This is a genomic window from Streptomyces sp. NPDC031111 (assembly GCF_055570675.1).
The window spans coordinates 1-14,232 of sequence record NZ_JBVIGS010000025.1 but is presented as its reverse complement, the minus strand read 5'-3'; the positions used below and the strand labels follow the sequence as shown (position 1 = coordinate 14,232).

Here is a 14,232-nt window from a genome sequence, read left to right as displayed (position 1 = left end):
TCCTCTCGCAGGCCCGTACTCCGGCTCGGGGCGGGGTCAGGGCAGCAGCCGCTGCTCCTTCGCCACCGCGACCGCGCCCGCCCGGGTGTCGACGCCCAGCTTGTCGTAGATCCGGCGCAGATGGGTCTTGACCGTGGCCTCGCTGATGAACAGGGCCCGGGCGATCTCCTGGTTGCCGAGGCCGCGGGCGAGGTGGGCGAGGATGTCGCGCTCGCGTGCGGTGAGGGAGGGCCGTGGGCTGCGCAGGTTGGCCATGACACGGCTGGCGACCGGTGGTGAGAGCACGGTGCGGCCCAGCGCGGCGGCGTGGATGGCGGCGAACAGTTCCTCGGGACGCTCCGCCTTCAGCAGGTAGCCGGTGGCGCCGGCCTCGATCGCGCGGGTGATGTCGGCGTCCGTGTCGTACGTCGTCAGCACCAGCACGCGCGGGCCGGGCCCGGCGGTGAGGCGGCGGGTGGTCTCCACTCCGTCGAGGCCCTCGCCGAGCTGGAGATCCATCAGCACCACGTCCGGCCGGAGCTTGGCCGCCAGTGCCAGGGCCTCCTCCCCGGTACCCGCCTCACCGACCACGTCGATGCCGGGAGCGCTGTCCAGCAGGGCGAGCAGCCCGGCCCGGACGACGGCGTGGTCGTCACAGACCAGGATGCGCACCGCGGGGGAGCCCGGGGCGGATTCGGGGACGGTCATCGTGGGTCCTCCAGGGGTACGGCGGCGGACAGGACGGTGCCCTCGCCCGGCGCGGACTCCACCGTCAGCGTGCCGCCGAGCTGCCGCAGGCGGGCCCGCATCGCGGGCAGACCGTGGCCCCGCAACCCGGCCGGGCGGCGGGGCGGCGCCGCCGGGTCGAAGCCGCGGCCGTCGTCCCTCACGTCCAGCAGGACCTCGTCGTCGAGGACGGTCAGCGTGAGGATGGCCGTGTCGGCGGACGCGTGCTCGCGGATGTTGGCCAGGGCGCCCTGGGCGATGCGCAGCAGCGCCGACTGGACGCGGTCCGGCAGCCGCGGAGCCCGCCCGCCGTCGTCGACGTGGACGCGGACGGCGAGGTGCTCACCGCTCTCCCGCTCGGCCAGCGCGCGCAGTGCAGCCTCCAGACCGCCGCCGCGGACGAGGTCGGTCGGCGCGAGGTCGTGCACGAAGCGGCGGGCCTCGGCGAGGTTGTGCTCGGCGACGGACGCGGCGGACCGGACGTGGCCGCGCGCCTTGCCGGGATCGGACTCCCACACCCGTTCGGCCGCCTGAAGCAGCATGCGCTGGCTGGACAGCCCCTGCGCCAGGGCGTCGTGGATCTCCATGGCGAGCCGCTGCCGTTCGGCCAGCGTGCCCTCGCGGCGCTCGGCGGCGGCGAGTTGGCGGCGGGTGCGGATCAGGTCGTCGATCAGGACGCGTTGCCGCTCCGCCTGCCGCTCGGACCGCAGGAACACACCCGCCGCGATGGCGGCGACAGCCGGCGGTGCCAGCAGCAGATTCGGGTCGAAACTCCCGGCCAGCCGCAACTGCGCCGCGACGACGAGCGCCGTCAGCACCGTGACCAGGACGAGCGCCGCCCGGGTCGGCAGCATGCGCAGACCGGTGTAGAAGAGCGGTACCGCGCACCAGGAGAAGCTGGGCGCGAGCACGACGAGCACCATCCACACCACGACGACCAGCCCCAGCCGGACCGCGCGCCGGCGGGCGAGCCCGGCTCCCGGTTCGCCGAGCATCGGCTGGAGGAGCTGCAACAGGGCCAGGGCGACCGACAGGGCGACGATCCACGGAGTGCGCGGCTCACCCGGGTGATTGATCAGGAACCGGGCCAGGGCCCCGCCGAGCAGGAGGAAGAACGCCGCGTGCATCACGGCGCCGAGCCACCGGGCGTCCGGGTCGTACGGCTTCGGCATACAGGCGTGCTTCCTTCCCCTGACCCCGTGGCGGGCCGTGAACCTCCATTGTCGCCATCGCCCGCCGGGGGCCGGGTCAACCGATCGGATGACCCGGCCGTCGTCCGTTCCGCGGCGCACGAGCAGCCGGAACGCCGACCGTGCGGACTGGCTGCCGGGCCCAGGCTGAAAGCGGGGGACGGCGGGACCACGACGTTCCGCCTCCCCGCCCATGTCCGCCGAGAGCGCACAGAACTCCGAGGAGCAGTCCCGTGATCAAGAACATGTCCCGTCGTGCCCGCGTCGCCACCGGCGGTGCCGTCCTCGCCGCCGTCGCCGCGGGAGCCATGGGCGCGGTGTCCGCGAACGCCGCGGCCCCCGCCTCGCCCGCCGCCCCCGGGACCTCCGCACGGCCCGCCGCCACGACCACCACCACGCACCTGACCGTCGACGCCGCCACCCGGGCGGCCCGGGCGGCACTGGACGCCGCCGAGAAGGAGAACCAGCGGATCACCGTCGCCGTCGTCGACCGCAACGGCAACACGATCGTCACGCTGCGCGGGGACGGTGCGGGCCCGCAGTCCTACGAGTCGGCCGAGCGCAAGGCGTACACCGCCGTCTCCTGGAACGCGCCCACGTCCGAGCTGGCCGAGCGGCTGAAGAACGCCCCGAACCTCAAGGACATCCCGGGCACCCTGTTCCTCGGCGGCGGCGTCCCGGTCACCGCCAGGAACACGCCGATCGCCGGCATCGGCGTCGCGGGCGCGCCGTCCGGCGAGCTGGACGAGAAGTTCGCCCGGGCCGGCGCCGAGGCCGTCGGCAACTGAACACCTTGAGCCGGACGGAGATCTTTCACCTCGGGCAAGTCGGGTACCCGCCACCCCGCACACACAGAAGGCCGGCCCGCTCCGCGTGGCCGGCCCCGTGAGGAGCCCACCAGGAGGGATCAATGAGCACGGTCAAGCAGGCGGTCGACGTGGACGTCCCGCTGCGCAGGGCCTACGACCAGTGGACCCAGTTCGAGGACTTCCCCCGCTTCATGGAAGGCGTCGACGAGGTCACGCAGCTCGACGATCGGCACAACCACTGGACCACCAGTATCGGCGGGGTCCGGCGCGAGTTCGACACGGAGATCGTCGACCAGCTCGTGGACGACCGGATCACCTGGCGGTCCATCGGCGGCGAGACCCAGCAGCGCGGTTCCGTCCGGTTCGAGCCGCTGGACGACACGCACACCCGCGTGGAGCTCACGATGGAGGTCGAGCCGACCGGCGTCGCCGAGAAGAGTGCCGACGCCCTCGGCGTCATCGGCCGACGGGTCGAGGGAGACCTGAGCCGCTTCAAGGACTACGTGGAGAGCGGCGGCAGCACCGGGGGCTGGCGCGGACGCATCCGGCCGGACGACCCGGGCGCCGGCCACTGACGACCTGAGTCCATGTCACACATCGGCGGGGCCGGGGGGAGGGGGGTAGATCAGTGATCCGTCCCTGACGCGCGCGTGCTCGTTCAGGACGGCCGGCTGCGCCGATGTGCTCGACAGGATGTGCACGACCTCCACGCCGGCGACGATCAGCGCGTCGCTGATCAGCCGCCGATGGCACCGCCACGGCACGGCTTCGCTGCACATGATCGCCGGCCGTTCGTGTTCGGCCAGTTCCAGCAGTGCGGCAAGGCCTTCCGTGAACGCGTCGGTGCTCATGTAGTCGGCGTAGTCACGGAAGGCCTTGACCCGCCAGGCCCCGTTCGCGCTCGCCACGCCTCTGGGCGTGTGCCGTCGGCCTCCCAGTTCGCGGATCCAGCGGTACCCGATGTCCGGTGGCAGGGCGTCGACGACGGCCGACTGGTTCCACTGCGGGTGCTTCCTCGACGAAGGGAACGACCGGACGTCGACCAGGCAGGTGACGCCGTTCCCGCGCAACAGGTCGAGCACCTCGTCGAAGCCGCGTGTCGAGTGCCCGATCGTATGGACGCGAGCTGTCATGGTGGTGCCCTGAACATCCTGCGGTGACGTACCCGGCACGTGGCCGGATCATGGTGTGCCGAGTCCCCTCGGCCACGCTCCCCAAACTGCGGATTGGTCCAGACCTATTGACGTAAGGTCTGGACCAGAGCACTGTCATGCCTACGACACCTCACCGCACCCCCACCGGGAGGACCGCATGCTCCGCCGCGCCCTGCGCCTGCTCGCCACCGCGTTGGCGACCGCCTGCCTCACCCAGCTCCCCGCTGCCACCACCGCCTCGGCCGCCGACACCTGCGCGGTGAAGTCGAAGCCGTCCGGCAAGGTGCTCCAGGGATACTGGGAGAACTGGGACGGCGCCGCCAACGGGGTCCACCCGCCCTTCGGCTGGACCCCGATCACCGACTCCCGCATGGCGGCCCACGGCTACAACGTGATCAACGCGGCCTTCCCGGTCATCCGCAGCGACGGAACCGCCCTGTGGGAGGACGGCATGGACGTCGGGGTCAAGGTGGCCACTCCCGCCGAGATGTGCGCGGCGAAGGCCGCCGGCCAGACGATCCTGCTCTCGATCGGCGGCGCGACGGCCGGCATCGACCTCAACTCCACCGCCGTGGCGGACAAGTTCGTCGACACGATCGTCCCGATCCTGAAGAAGTACAACTTCGACGGCATCGACATAGACATCGAGACGGGCCTGATCGGCAGCGGCAACATCAGCCAACTGTCCCCGTCCCAGTCCAACCTGATCCGCATCATCGACGGGGTCCTCGCCCGGATGCCGTCCAACTTCGGCCTGACGATGGCCCCGGAGACGGCGTACGTCACCGGCGGCAGCGTGGTCTACGGCTCGATCTGGGGCGCGTACCTCCCCATCATCAAGAAGTACGCCGACAACGGCCGTCTGTGGTGGCTGAACATGCAGTACTACAACGGCAGCATGTACGGCTGCTCCGGCGACTCCTACTCCGCCGGCACCGTGGCGGGCTTCGTCGCACAGACGGACTGCCTCAACAAGGGCCTGGTGGTGCAGGGTACGACGATCAAGGTGCCGTACGACAAGCAGGTTCCGGGCCTGCCCGCCCAACAGGGCGCGGGCGGCGGTTACATGTCACCGTCCCTCGTCGCCCAGGCCTGGCGGCACTACGGCACCTCGCTCAAGGGCTTGATGACCTGGTCGATCAACTGGGACGGCTCGAGGAACTGGACGTTCGGCGACAACGTGAGGTCACTGCAAGGCCGTTGATCCCCGGATTGCGCGTGGGCGGGGGCGAGTGGCACACCACCCGCCCCCCACCCAGGCCCTCGGCCGACGCCCCACCTACCTCCGCCCCCACCACCGAGCGCCCAGCACCCCGCCACCGACCACCGCCAAGCCCACCATCACCCCGGCGGCGATCACGCGCCCCAACCCGAAGCCGGCCCCGCTCACCGGAACCACCGCGGCAGCCAGCACCACGCCGGCCCCCGCACAGGCCGCCACCGCCTCTCCCCACACCCGCGCGACCCCTCGCCCCCACCTCCACGGCCACGTCTCGCTCGTCACCAGATAGGCGACCAGCAGCCCCACCACACAGGCACCCTCCCACCACGCCGGATCCCCGAACGCCGCGATCACCACAACGCCCCCCGCCAGCACGGTCGTACGGTGCTGACGCAGCACGTGGGACCACCGCGCCAACTCCAGCGACGGCCGTCGGTCCACCGCCGGTGCCGCCCACACCGCGAAGGCGACCGCGCATCCGAGCAGCACCGCTCCCCGCCCCCCGCCCACCGTCACCCACGGCCGCCACGCCGCCACGACGGCCGCCACCCCCAGCACCCGCACCGGCGCGGTGCGGACCCAGTACCCCACGTACTCCCGGAAGCCGGCCCGCGCCTCGACCGTCGTCATCGCACCCGCCCGTTCCCGCCGACCCGCCCCGACAACAGCGGCGCCAGTGCCGGATCCAATGACTCACCCACGACGTGCCGCAGCACCGGCACCCCGCTGTCCCGCAGGGCGAAGCGCATCGCGTCCCGGTCCGCGTGCCACAGCCGCAGCCCCAACTCGCCCGCCACATCGCCGGGTTCGACCTGGGGGTCGCCGCTGGGGATCTCCACGACGACCGGTCTGCGCCCCCGCGCCTGAAGATCCCGCAGCACCTTCAGCATCCGTGCGTCGCTCAACGGCGTGAACACATACACGAGTGCCCCCTCCGGCAGCGCGGGCGGTGGCACCCGCTCGAGTCCGGGCCCGTCGAACCGCCGGTCCTTGCGCACGTCGAGGACGCTTTCGACGATGCGGTAGAACGCCGCGTCCCCGGTGCCCGGCGCCAGCCATCGTGTGGCGCCTCCGGTGGAGACGACCCCCACCCGGTCGTGGGTGCGCAGATACGCCCGGGCGAGTCCGGTGGCGGCACGCACCGTCTCGTCCAGGGACGACGCCCCGGTCGTCGGGTCGACGACGTCCCCGAACGCGTCGAGCAGCATCACCGTGTCGGCGGCCCGCTCGGCCGCGAACCGGTGCAGCTGCACGGCCCCGCGCCGGGTCGTCGACGGCCAGTGGATGCGCCGCTGCCGTTCCCCGGGCACCCAGGGCCCCACTCCGATGACCTCGACCCCTTCCCCGGCCTGCGGTGAGGCGTGCTCGCCGAGCCGCTGCGGCAGCCGCGCCGGGATCGGCGTGAACCGGGACTGAGCGGCGTGCGGGAACACGGACACCTCGGCCGCCTCGACCCGCACGGTACGGCGTACGGTGCCCCCGGCGTCGTACACGTCGAGGTCCACCGGGCCGAGCGACCAGCGGCCCCAGGTCAGCGCGGTGTGGTGAAGCGTCACCGTGGACCGGCCGACGACGACCTCGTCCAGCCGCAGGCCCGGTCCGAGCGTGAGGCCGGGGTCGAGCCGGACGGCGCCGCCGTCATGGGCCACCGAGATGCGGACGGTGACGGTGTCGCCCTCGAAGCAGCGACCCGGTTCGACGGTGGCCGACGTCTCGATACGACGGGCGTGGGCACGTGGCAGGGCGAGCGCGAGCAGGACCAGCGGTGCCGCCGCGAGCGCGAGCAGCCATGCCCGCCCCGTGAGCAGCGCGGCGGACAGCGCGACGACGGCGACGGTCAGCAGCCGCAGCGTCCGCTGTCCCGGGCGCGGCCCACCGGGCGGCGGGGGCGGCGGTTGCGCGGGGGAGGTGCGTCCCTCCAGAGCACGGACGACGGCGGCGCTCGGCCGCGGCTCGGGTGCGGGCGTGGTCACGACGACACGGCGGCCGTACGCCGCGTCGTCGGCGTGCCGACACTGCCGACGATCTCCCGCAGCACGTCGTCCGTGGACACCTCGCGCACCCACAACTCGGGCCGCAGGGAGACCCGGTGGGCCAGCGCGGGCACCGCGAGGGTCTTGACGTCCTCCGGGACGACATAGTCGCGGCCGTCCAACACGGCACGGGCCCGCGCGAGTTGGACGAGGGCCAGGCCGCCGCGCGGCGAGGCGCCGATGCTGATCTGGGGGTGGTCGCGGGTCGCGCCGACGAGCGCGACGGCGTACTCCAGCAGGTCGTCGTCGATCTCGACGCGCTCCACGACGGCCCGCCACGCCACCACGTCGGCCGGCTCCGCGAGGGTGTCGAGCACGGCCTCGGGCGAGGCCCGGTCGATCCGGGCCCGCAGGATCGCCAGCTCCTCCCGGGCGGCCGGATATCCCATCCGCACCCGCAGCTGGAACCGGTCGAGCTGGGCCTCGGGCAGGGAGTACGTGCCCTCGTACTCCACCGGATTGGCGGTCGCGATCACCAGGAACGGGTCGGCGAGCGGCCGCGTCTCGCCGTCCACGGTCACCTGCGACTCGGCCATCGCCTCCAGCAGCGCGGCCTGTGTCTTGGGCGGGGTCCGGTTGATCTCGTCGGCGAGCAGGAGGTGCGTGAAGACCGGGCCGCGGTGGAACACCAACTCGCCGCTCCGCTGGTCGTACAGCCGCGCACCGGTGACGTCCGACGGCAGCAGGTCGGGCGTGAACTGGATCCGGCGGAAGTCCAGGCCGAGCGTGGTGGCGAAGGACCGCGCGAGGAGTGTCTTGCCGAGCCCCGGCAGGTCCTCGACGAGGACGTGCCCGCCGGCCAGCACGCCCAGCATCACGAGTTCGAGGGCCTCCGACTTGCCGACGACGGCACGGCCGATCTCGCGCAGTACGGCACCGGCCTGCTCGCCGACCTGTTCGGCGGTGCGGGGACGGGGCGTGGAGGGAGTCGTCACGTGGCTCTTTCCTTACGAGTACGGGGGGTAGGGGTGCGGGGCGCGCCGAGCGTTTCGAGGCGGTCGACGAGGCGGCGCAGGACCTCGACGGGTACGTCGCCGTCGGGCCCGGTGGGGGGCGGCTCGCTCCCCAGCCACGCCCACAGTTCGGGACCGATCAACTCGGCGGCACGCAGCGGCTGGTGGTCGAGCGACACATGGTGGTGCTCGGCGAGCGCGGCGGCGTACAGACGGCGCAGTTCGGGCCGGAGCACCGCGCGGTAGTAGAGGGCGCCGTCGGGCCCCGTGGCGGTCCGTACGTTCCGTCGCCACTCGCCCATGCCCGGCGCCCGGGTCCCCAGCAGCCGCACCTCGTCCCGGCGCGCGGAGTCGAGGGCGCCCGCCCCGGCGACGTACCGGGCGACGACGAGCCCGACGACGACGAGCAGGGCCACGACGGCACCGGCCGCCCGGAGTCCGTCGAGGAGCAGGACGAGCAGGACACCGGAGCCGGCGACCGAGCCGCCCAGCAACCCGAGTCGGCGCAGGCTGAGCATGTCCCGCCCCGAGGCACTCTCCGCGAGCCGGTTCACCGTCCCGCCTCCGCGGTTCGGAGCAGCGAGGCGATCTCCTCCAGCGCGTCGGCCGCGGCCTCGCGGTGCGCGGCGCCCATCGGGTGCGAGGAGTAGCGCGCCTCGCGGAACAGCGCGGTGAGACGCGGCGCGGCCGGGCCCGGGGCGAGGCCCGCCCCGGCGGCTCGCAGGAGCAGGTCGGCGGGGCTGTCGGAGGCGCGCCGCGGCACGCCGGACGCGACGAGGGCGTCCTCCATCGCGGCGTAACAGGCGATGACGGCCGTACGGGCGTCGCCGGCGTCGGCCAGAGCACGGCGGCCCGAGTGCACGGCGGACAGGAGCAGGCGCGCGTCGTCGTCCTCCGCCGGAGTGCCCGCGGGGCCGGGGCGCCGCGGCATGGCCAGCCGGTGCCGTCGTAGCCGGCGCGCGACGGCCACCGTGACGACCACGACGGCGACCGCGGCCAGCAGACCGAGCAGGAGGTACAGCGGCAGGGACAGGTCGGGTCCCGAACTCTCCTCGGCCGTGCCCGGGTTGAGGTCCGGCGGCGCGGAGGGCAGCGCAGGGGGGTTCACCGGTCGGTCGGGCGGATCGCTGTCAGGGGGGAACCGGTGCAGGACCAGGGTCAGGACACCGATGACGACCGGCCCGGTGACCAGCAGAGGGGCGGCGGCGTCCCGCAGCCGCTCCTCACCCGGGGACAGCACGGTGCGGTCGGCCCCGATCCGGGGGCCAAGACGCCGGACGGCCAGGGTGACTCCGACCGTCCAGGCGACGGACAGTCCGATCGCCACGAGGCTCCAGTGGCCGAGCGGTCCCTCGCCGGAGCGCAGCAGCCCCTCGGCGGGCCGCAGCGCGAGCGCGGCCAGGGTCAGCGCCCCGACGACTCCGGCGGCGACGACCGCCCCGTGCACCCTCCGGTGCCCATGCTCCATCCCGTCCCCCCGCTGAACCCATCGCCCCCGAACGCCAGTTCACCGCATCTTGGCACATGGCCGGCCGCCCGCCCCGGCACGTGGCCCTCACGGCCCGCCGACTGTCGTAGCGCAGGCTACGGGGAGTGGGTTGCGGTGATCAGTCGGCCCGGTGCCGGGACCGTGTCGATCAAGGGTGCGGCAGGTTTTCGCGATTTCAGGACGACACCCCGTACCAAGTGGCCATCGCGGCGGCGCGGTTGCGCAGGGAGGTGCGCAACCACTGCGGGGCCAGGGCTTCCGCGTGCGTGGCGAGCTGCCACAGCGCCCATTCGGCGTGCCGTGCATCCTGGAAGGTCACCTCCAGCCGCAGCCGGCCGTCCGCGTCGGCCTCTTCCGAGAGGACGGCCAGCGCGGTGCCCACCAGGTCCTCCCGCCGCGCCGGGTCCACCCGTACCAGCACGGCGACTTGGTCACCGCCGGCCCGAAACCGGGTGCTGCGCTCCTGCCAGGCCCGGTCCAGATCGACCCGGTCCGGCCGCTGCGCGGGTTCGTCGAGCTCCTCGGCGGCCAGCACCCGGGACAGCCGGTACGTTCGGTCCGCGCCGGACCTCGTGGCCAGCAAGTAGCCCTGGTCGCGTACGGTGACCAGGCCGATCGGGTCCACCGTGCGCCACTTCGGGGCCTGGTCCGCGGCCGCGTAGTGGATGCGCAGCCTGTGTCCGGCGAGCACCGCGCGCCGGACCTCGGCCGCTATGGCGTCGGGCACCTCCTCGGCGACCGTGCGGCGCGCGAGGAGGTCGGTCTCCGGGTCGATGAGCAGCCGCCGCGTCGCGTCGGCCGCCGTGTCCCGATGGCTCTCGGGCAGCGCGTCCACCACCTTGAGCATGGCCGAGGCGAGCGCCGAGCCGAGGCCGAGCACCTGCCCGCCGCGCCGTGAACCGGCGACCAGCAGGGCGAGCGCCTCGTCGTGGTTCAGCCCGGTGAGCTCGGTCCGGAAGCCGGGCAACAACGCGAAGCCGCCGTTCCGGCCGCGTTCGGCGTAGACCGGGACGCCCGCTGCGGACAGCGCCTCCATGTCGCGCAGCACGGTGCGGGTGGACACCTCAAGCTCGCGGGCCAGCGTGGCCGCGGACAGCCGGCCGTGCCGACGCAGCAACAGCACGAGCGAGACCAACCGGTTGGCGCGCATTCGAAAACTCTACCGAAATACATGACACAAGGTGTCATGCTTTCGCTGCGAGGCTCTCCGCACGACGTCAGAGGTGAACGGCTGCCGAGCCGATGGACGTTCGTACTGTCGATGAATCGATTGGAGACATGTGGCCATGGAGCGAACGACGGTCAACCCGTGGACGTGGTCGGCGGAGCTGGGCTACAACCAGGGCGAAGTCGTCACCGGGCACACCCGGACCCTGTACTGCGCCGGACAGACCGCGATGAGCGGCGACGGCGAACCGCTGCACGACGGTGACATGGCTGCGCAGTTGGCACTCAGCCTCGACAACCTGGAGGCCGTCCTCGGCCAGGCCGACATGACCCTGGCGAACCTCGTCAGGCTCAACGTCTACACCACCGACGTCGACCTGCTCTTCCGGCACTACGGTGTGCTGGCGTCGCGGCTGGGCGCCGCGGGAGTTGCGCCGACCACCACGATGCTCGGCGTGACACGCCTGGCGATCCCCACCCTGATGGTCGAGGTCGAGGCCACCGCCGTCGCCTGACGCGACCGCACCGGCACGAGCGGCAGGGAGGCGACCATCAGGCCACCTCCCATGTCGCGAAGATGTGCAACGCCGCCCCGATCTGCGCCGCGGTGCGCTCGTCGGACACCCCCGCGATTCTCACGAACACCACGGACGACCCCGGATCGGCTGCGACGAACAGGGTCAGAGGCACCCGGCCGAGCAGAGGGTAGTCGTACCAGGCGTCTCGCTCGACATCCGTCGTGGGCAGCGCGGTCTCGACGGCCTGCCAGTCGGAGTCGCCGAACTCGTAGCCGGCGAAGGCTCCCACCGACTCGCACAGGGGCCGCAGGTTCGCGTCGATGATCCAGCGGTCGTCCGCGAGGTACTCATGATCCGGGGTGGTCATCCGTGTGCTTCCGTTCGTCTGCCGGGGCCGCGCCGGGCGATGGCACTGCCATGGTGGCAGCAACCCTCCGCCGGCGGTCCGGGGCGATCGTCGTCAGCCCGGCCCGCCGCCGAGGCTGATCTCGTTGCCCTCCGGATCCCGGTGACGGGGATGCCGGCGAAGAGGTCCAGGGCCCTGCCGTCCTCCACGGGGAGTCGAAGTGTCGTACGTACCGACTCCCGCGCGGCGCCGGGGGCGCGTGTCGTTTCCGTCCAAGACGGCTGCCGTGGCGCGGTCTACGGTGAACCCGACGGCTTGCCCCAGCAGGAGGAGAACAGCATGCGTGACCTGGTCTACACCGGTTTCATGTCGCTCGACGGCGTCGTGGACTCGCCCGGCGGTCCGGGGGAGGGGCACCGCAGCGGCGGCTGGGTGTTCAAGGACCTCGAGTTCGTCGAGGAAGCCTGGTCGCTGAAGGGCGAGGAGCTCGCCGACACGACGGCGCTGATGTTCGGCCGCCGCAGCTACGAGGCGTTCGCACCGGTCTGGCCGGGATCGGAGGACCACGCCGCGTACAAGGAGCTGCCCAAGTACGTGGTGTCGGGGAGCCTGTCCGAGGACGCCCTCGTCGACGGGTGGGGGCCGACGACGATCCTGCGCTCGACCGAGGACGTCGCCGCGCTGAAGGAGGGCGAGGGCGGCGCGATCTTCATCCACGGGAGCGCGGAGCTGGCCCGGCGGCTGTCGGACGCGGGCCTGATCGACCAGTACAACCTGCTCGTCTTCCCCGTGCTGCTCGGCGCCGGCAAGAGCCTGTTCGGCCGGGCCGACCGGGACAAGCAGATGCTGAGGCTGAGGGAGTCGGAGACCTACTCGAACGGGATCCTCAAGCTGGTCTACGACGTCGAGCGCTGACCCGTGTCGAGGGCGATCGCACCGCCTGCGCCGTCGCGCAGCTGCCCGGCGGTGCGTCCGACATAGGAGCGCAGCGCCCTGGCCAGATGCGGCTCGTCGAAGTAGTCGAGCTTGGCGACGACGTCGGCGGCCTGCTCGCCGGCCGCCAGCAGCTCCGCCGCCGTGCGCGCCCGCTCGATCTGCCTGACCGCGCCCCGCGTCAGCCCGGTCGCGGCACGGAACCGGCGCTCGACCGTGCGCCCGGAGACGGCCGGGCACTGTCCTCGCAGCACCTCGGTGACGAGCGGGTCACGGACCACGGCCCCGGCCCGGACGAGCCGCTCGACCAGCGCCTCGGCGTCGTCGGGCCCGGGTGTCTCCCAGCGCGCGCCGTCCAGCCGGAACGAACGGCGGGAGGTGTCGGGGAGCCCGATGCCGCCGTCGACCAGCGCCGGCGTGGGCACGGCCCGCAACGACGTGCCCACGGCGAACTCGATGCCCGTGAACGTCGCACCCTCCGGCACCGGCGCCGTCCCGCTCCGGGTCTCGGGACCGGTGACGCCCGCGTGCGCCTGCCCGTCCTGCTCCCAGAACACCAGGCCCAGCCGCACCCCCGCGACGGACGTCATCGCCGCGACCTGCTCACTCGTACACGTCCACACGGTGTCGACCCACGGAGAGTCGGACCCGCGCGTCTCGAACCGTAGCCCCACACGCGCAGGATACGCCGTGCCGCCCACCGATCGCCGGTCGCGTCCGGCGGTCAGCCGGCTCACGCCGCCGTGCCCCGATGGCCGCGGAGGAGGCGCGATGCAGTATGTGGTGCTGGGGCGCTCATCGCGTTTGTGGTTGGCGGCTTTCGGCCTGACCGTCCGAGCCGGGGAGGCGCACAATGCCAGGTGCATGCCACAAGGAGGTCGCGCCGTGAGTCCCCTGCCTTCCGAGAGATCCCGCCACACTGTTGCCCGGGTCGTCGTCGTACTGATGCTGCTCATGGGCTTGTCCGCCACTGTCGGATCGGCCGCCCACGCGGAGGAGCGGGCGGGGCACCAGGCGGCCATCGCGGTGCGTGGCGGTGACACCCTCTACAGCACCGGCGCCCGCTGCACCGTGGGCTTCAACGCCCGCTCCGGCTCCACGCTGTACGCACTCGTCTCGGGCCGGTGCGCCCAGGGAGCCCAGACCTGGTACGCCGACGCCGCCCTGACCATCGTCGTCGGTGTCACCGCGGGAGTGAGCTACCCGGGCAACGACTACGCGAGCGTTCGGTACACGAATACGCAGGTCGCCTACCCGGGCGAGGTCTCCCTGGGTAGCGGCGCCGGCGTCCGGGACATCACCGACGCGGCGAACCCGGTCGTCGGTCAGTCGATCTGCCACGTCGGGCGGACCACCGGATACCGCTGCGGGATCGTCCAGGCCGTGAACATCACCGTCAACTACGGCGGGGGAGCCGTCTTCGGACTGTTCCGGTCCAACATCTGCTCCGAGCCGGGGGACACCGGCGGTCCGGCCTTCTCGGGCGGAACGGCCCTCGGCATCATCGTCGGCGGCAGCGGGAACTGCAGTTCAGGGGGCTTCACCTACTACCAGCCGGTGCCCGAGTGGCTGGCGGCGTACGGCCTGAGTGTGTACTGAGGCGGGAGCGTGACCATCCCCCGGTCACCCCTCCCCCGAAAGTCCACAAACACACAGAATTCCCCCTCACAGTGGTCCCACACATCTTCCCCCCAAGATCGTTCTTAAGGCATA

General features: G+C 72.6%; 17 protein-coding genes. 6 read left to right on the top strand and 11 right to left on the bottom strand.

The genetic code is table 11. The annotated features are described in order from the left end of the window. Positions 1–36: 36 nt before the first annotated feature. Positions 37–687, bottom strand: a complete 651-nt coding sequence (locus ACZ470_RS35275; RefSeq protein WP_468433972.1) for a response regulator — start codon at positions 685–687, stop codon at positions 37–39. Continuing rightward, the gene (locus ACZ470_RS35270) at positions 684–1,877 is read right to left on the bottom strand and encodes a sensor histidine kinase (RefSeq protein ID WP_468433970.1); all 1,194 of its coding nucleotides are present in this window, start codon (positions 1,875–1,877) and stop codon (positions 684–686) included. Before ACZ470_RS35270 ends, ACZ470_RS35275 begins: the two co-directional genes overlap by 4 nt. Positions 1,878–2,140: 263 nt before the next feature. Here ACZ470_RS35270 and ACZ470_RS35265 point away from each other — a divergent pair, with 263 nt between their 5' ends. Beyond that, on the top strand, positions 2,141–2,683 hold the full coding sequence (locus ACZ470_RS35265; protein ID WP_468434084.1) for a GlcG/HbpS family heme-binding protein: 543 nt from the start codon (positions 2,141–2,143) through the stop codon (positions 2,681–2,683). A gap of 122 nt (positions 2,684–2,805) precedes the next feature. Beyond that, positions 2,806–3,279: an SRPBCC family protein gene (locus ACZ470_RS35260; RefSeq protein WP_468433969.1), complete on the top strand. Its 474-nt coding sequence runs from the start codon at positions 2,806–2,808 to the stop codon at positions 3,277–3,279. A gap of 15 nt (positions 3,280–3,294) precedes the next feature. Here ACZ470_RS35260 and ACZ470_RS35255 read toward each other — a convergent pair whose 3' ends face one another. Then, positions 3,295–3,837 carry a DUF488 domain-containing protein gene (locus ACZ470_RS35255; protein ID WP_468433967.1) on the bottom strand — a complete coding sequence of 181 codons (543 nt, stop codon included), beginning with the start codon at positions 3,835–3,837 and terminating at the stop codon, positions 3,295–3,297. 178 nt (positions 3,838–4,015) lie between these two features. On the opposite strand from ACZ470_RS35255, the gene ACZ470_RS35250 reads away from it, so the two are divergent. Next, positions 4,016–5,062 (top strand): chitinase, encoded by a 1,047-nt coding sequence (locus ACZ470_RS35250; protein ID WP_468433965.1) that lies wholly within the window; start codon positions 4,016–4,018, stop codon positions 5,060–5,062. Between the two features lie 75 nt (positions 5,063–5,137). Here the strand turns inward: ACZ470_RS35250 and ACZ470_RS35245 are convergent, their stop codons facing one another. The 6 genes from ACZ470_RS35245 to ACZ470_RS35220 all read right to left on the bottom strand — a co-directional run bounded on the left by ACZ470_RS35245 (position 5,138) and on the right by ACZ470_RS35220 (position 10,705). Beyond that, on the bottom strand, positions 5,138–5,710 hold the full coding sequence (locus tag ACZ470_RS35245; RefSeq protein ID WP_468433964.1) for a hypothetical protein: 573 nt from the start codon (positions 5,708–5,710) through the stop codon (positions 5,138–5,140). Further along, positions 5,707–7,053 (bottom strand): DUF58 domain-containing protein, encoded by a 1,347-nt coding sequence (locus tag ACZ470_RS35240; RefSeq protein WP_468433962.1) that lies wholly within the window; start codon positions 7,051–7,053, stop codon positions 5,707–5,709. The genes ACZ470_RS35245 and ACZ470_RS35240 overlap by 4 nt, the downstream gene beginning before the upstream one ends. After that, on the bottom strand, positions 7,050–8,048 hold the full coding sequence (locus ACZ470_RS35235; protein ID WP_468433960.1) for an AAA family ATPase: 999 nt from the start codon (positions 8,046–8,048) through the stop codon (positions 7,050–7,052). Before ACZ470_RS35235 ends, ACZ470_RS35240 begins: the two co-directional genes overlap by 4 nt. Continuing rightward, complete coding sequence (locus tag ACZ470_RS35230) at positions 8,045–8,620, bottom strand: hypothetical protein (protein WP_468433958.1); 576 nt, start codon at positions 8,618–8,620, stop codon at positions 8,045–8,047. The genes ACZ470_RS35235 and ACZ470_RS35230 overlap by 4 nt, the downstream gene beginning before the upstream one ends. Continuing rightward, positions 8,617–9,534, bottom strand: a complete 918-nt coding sequence (locus ACZ470_RS35225) for a DUF4129 domain-containing protein (RefSeq protein WP_468433957.1) — start codon at positions 9,532–9,534, stop codon at positions 8,617–8,619. Before ACZ470_RS35225 ends, ACZ470_RS35230 begins: the two co-directional genes overlap by 4 nt. 196 nt (positions 9,535–9,730) lie before the next feature. After that, positions 9,731–10,705: a helix-turn-helix transcriptional regulator gene (locus ACZ470_RS35220; protein WP_468433956.1), complete on the bottom strand. Its 975-nt coding sequence runs from the start codon at positions 10,703–10,705 to the stop codon at positions 9,731–9,733. 136 nt (positions 10,706–10,841) lie between these two features. On the opposite strand from ACZ470_RS35220, the gene ACZ470_RS35215 reads away from it, so the two are divergent. Then, the gene (locus tag ACZ470_RS35215; RefSeq protein ID WP_468433954.1) at positions 10,842–11,237 is read left to right on the top strand and encodes a RidA family protein; all 396 of its coding nucleotides are present in this window, start codon (positions 10,842–10,844) and stop codon (positions 11,235–11,237) included. A gap of 37 nt (positions 11,238–11,274) precedes the next feature. On the opposite strand, the gene ACZ470_RS35210 is transcribed toward ACZ470_RS35215, so the two are convergent. Then, positions 11,275–11,607 carry a hypothetical protein gene (locus ACZ470_RS35210; protein ID WP_468433952.1) on the bottom strand — a complete coding sequence of 111 codons (333 nt, stop codon included), beginning with the start codon at positions 11,605–11,607 and terminating at the stop codon, positions 11,275–11,277. Between the two features lie 318 nt (positions 11,608–11,925). Between ACZ470_RS35210 and ACZ470_RS35205 the strand changes: the two genes are divergently transcribed. After that, positions 11,926–12,501 carry a dihydrofolate reductase family protein gene (locus ACZ470_RS35205; protein WP_468433951.1) on the top strand — a complete coding sequence of 192 codons (576 nt, stop codon included), beginning with the start codon at positions 11,926–11,928 and terminating at the stop codon, positions 12,499–12,501. Here the strand turns inward: ACZ470_RS35205 and ACZ470_RS35200 are convergent. Continuing rightward, the gene (locus tag ACZ470_RS35200; protein ID WP_468433949.1) at positions 12,483–13,193 is read right to left on the bottom strand and encodes a helix-turn-helix domain-containing protein; all 711 of its coding nucleotides are present in this window, start codon (positions 13,191–13,193) and stop codon (positions 12,483–12,485) included. The two genes, ACZ470_RS35205 and ACZ470_RS35200, sit on opposite strands and share 19 nt — an antisense overlap. 211 nt (positions 13,194–13,404) lie before the next feature. Here ACZ470_RS35200 and ACZ470_RS35195 point away from each other — a divergent pair, with 211 nt between their 5' ends. Next, positions 13,405–14,118: a S1 family peptidase gene (locus tag ACZ470_RS35195; protein WP_468433948.1), complete on the top strand. Its 714-nt coding sequence runs from the start codon at positions 13,405–13,407 to the stop codon at positions 14,116–14,118. Positions 14,119–14,232 lie beyond the last annotated feature (114 nt).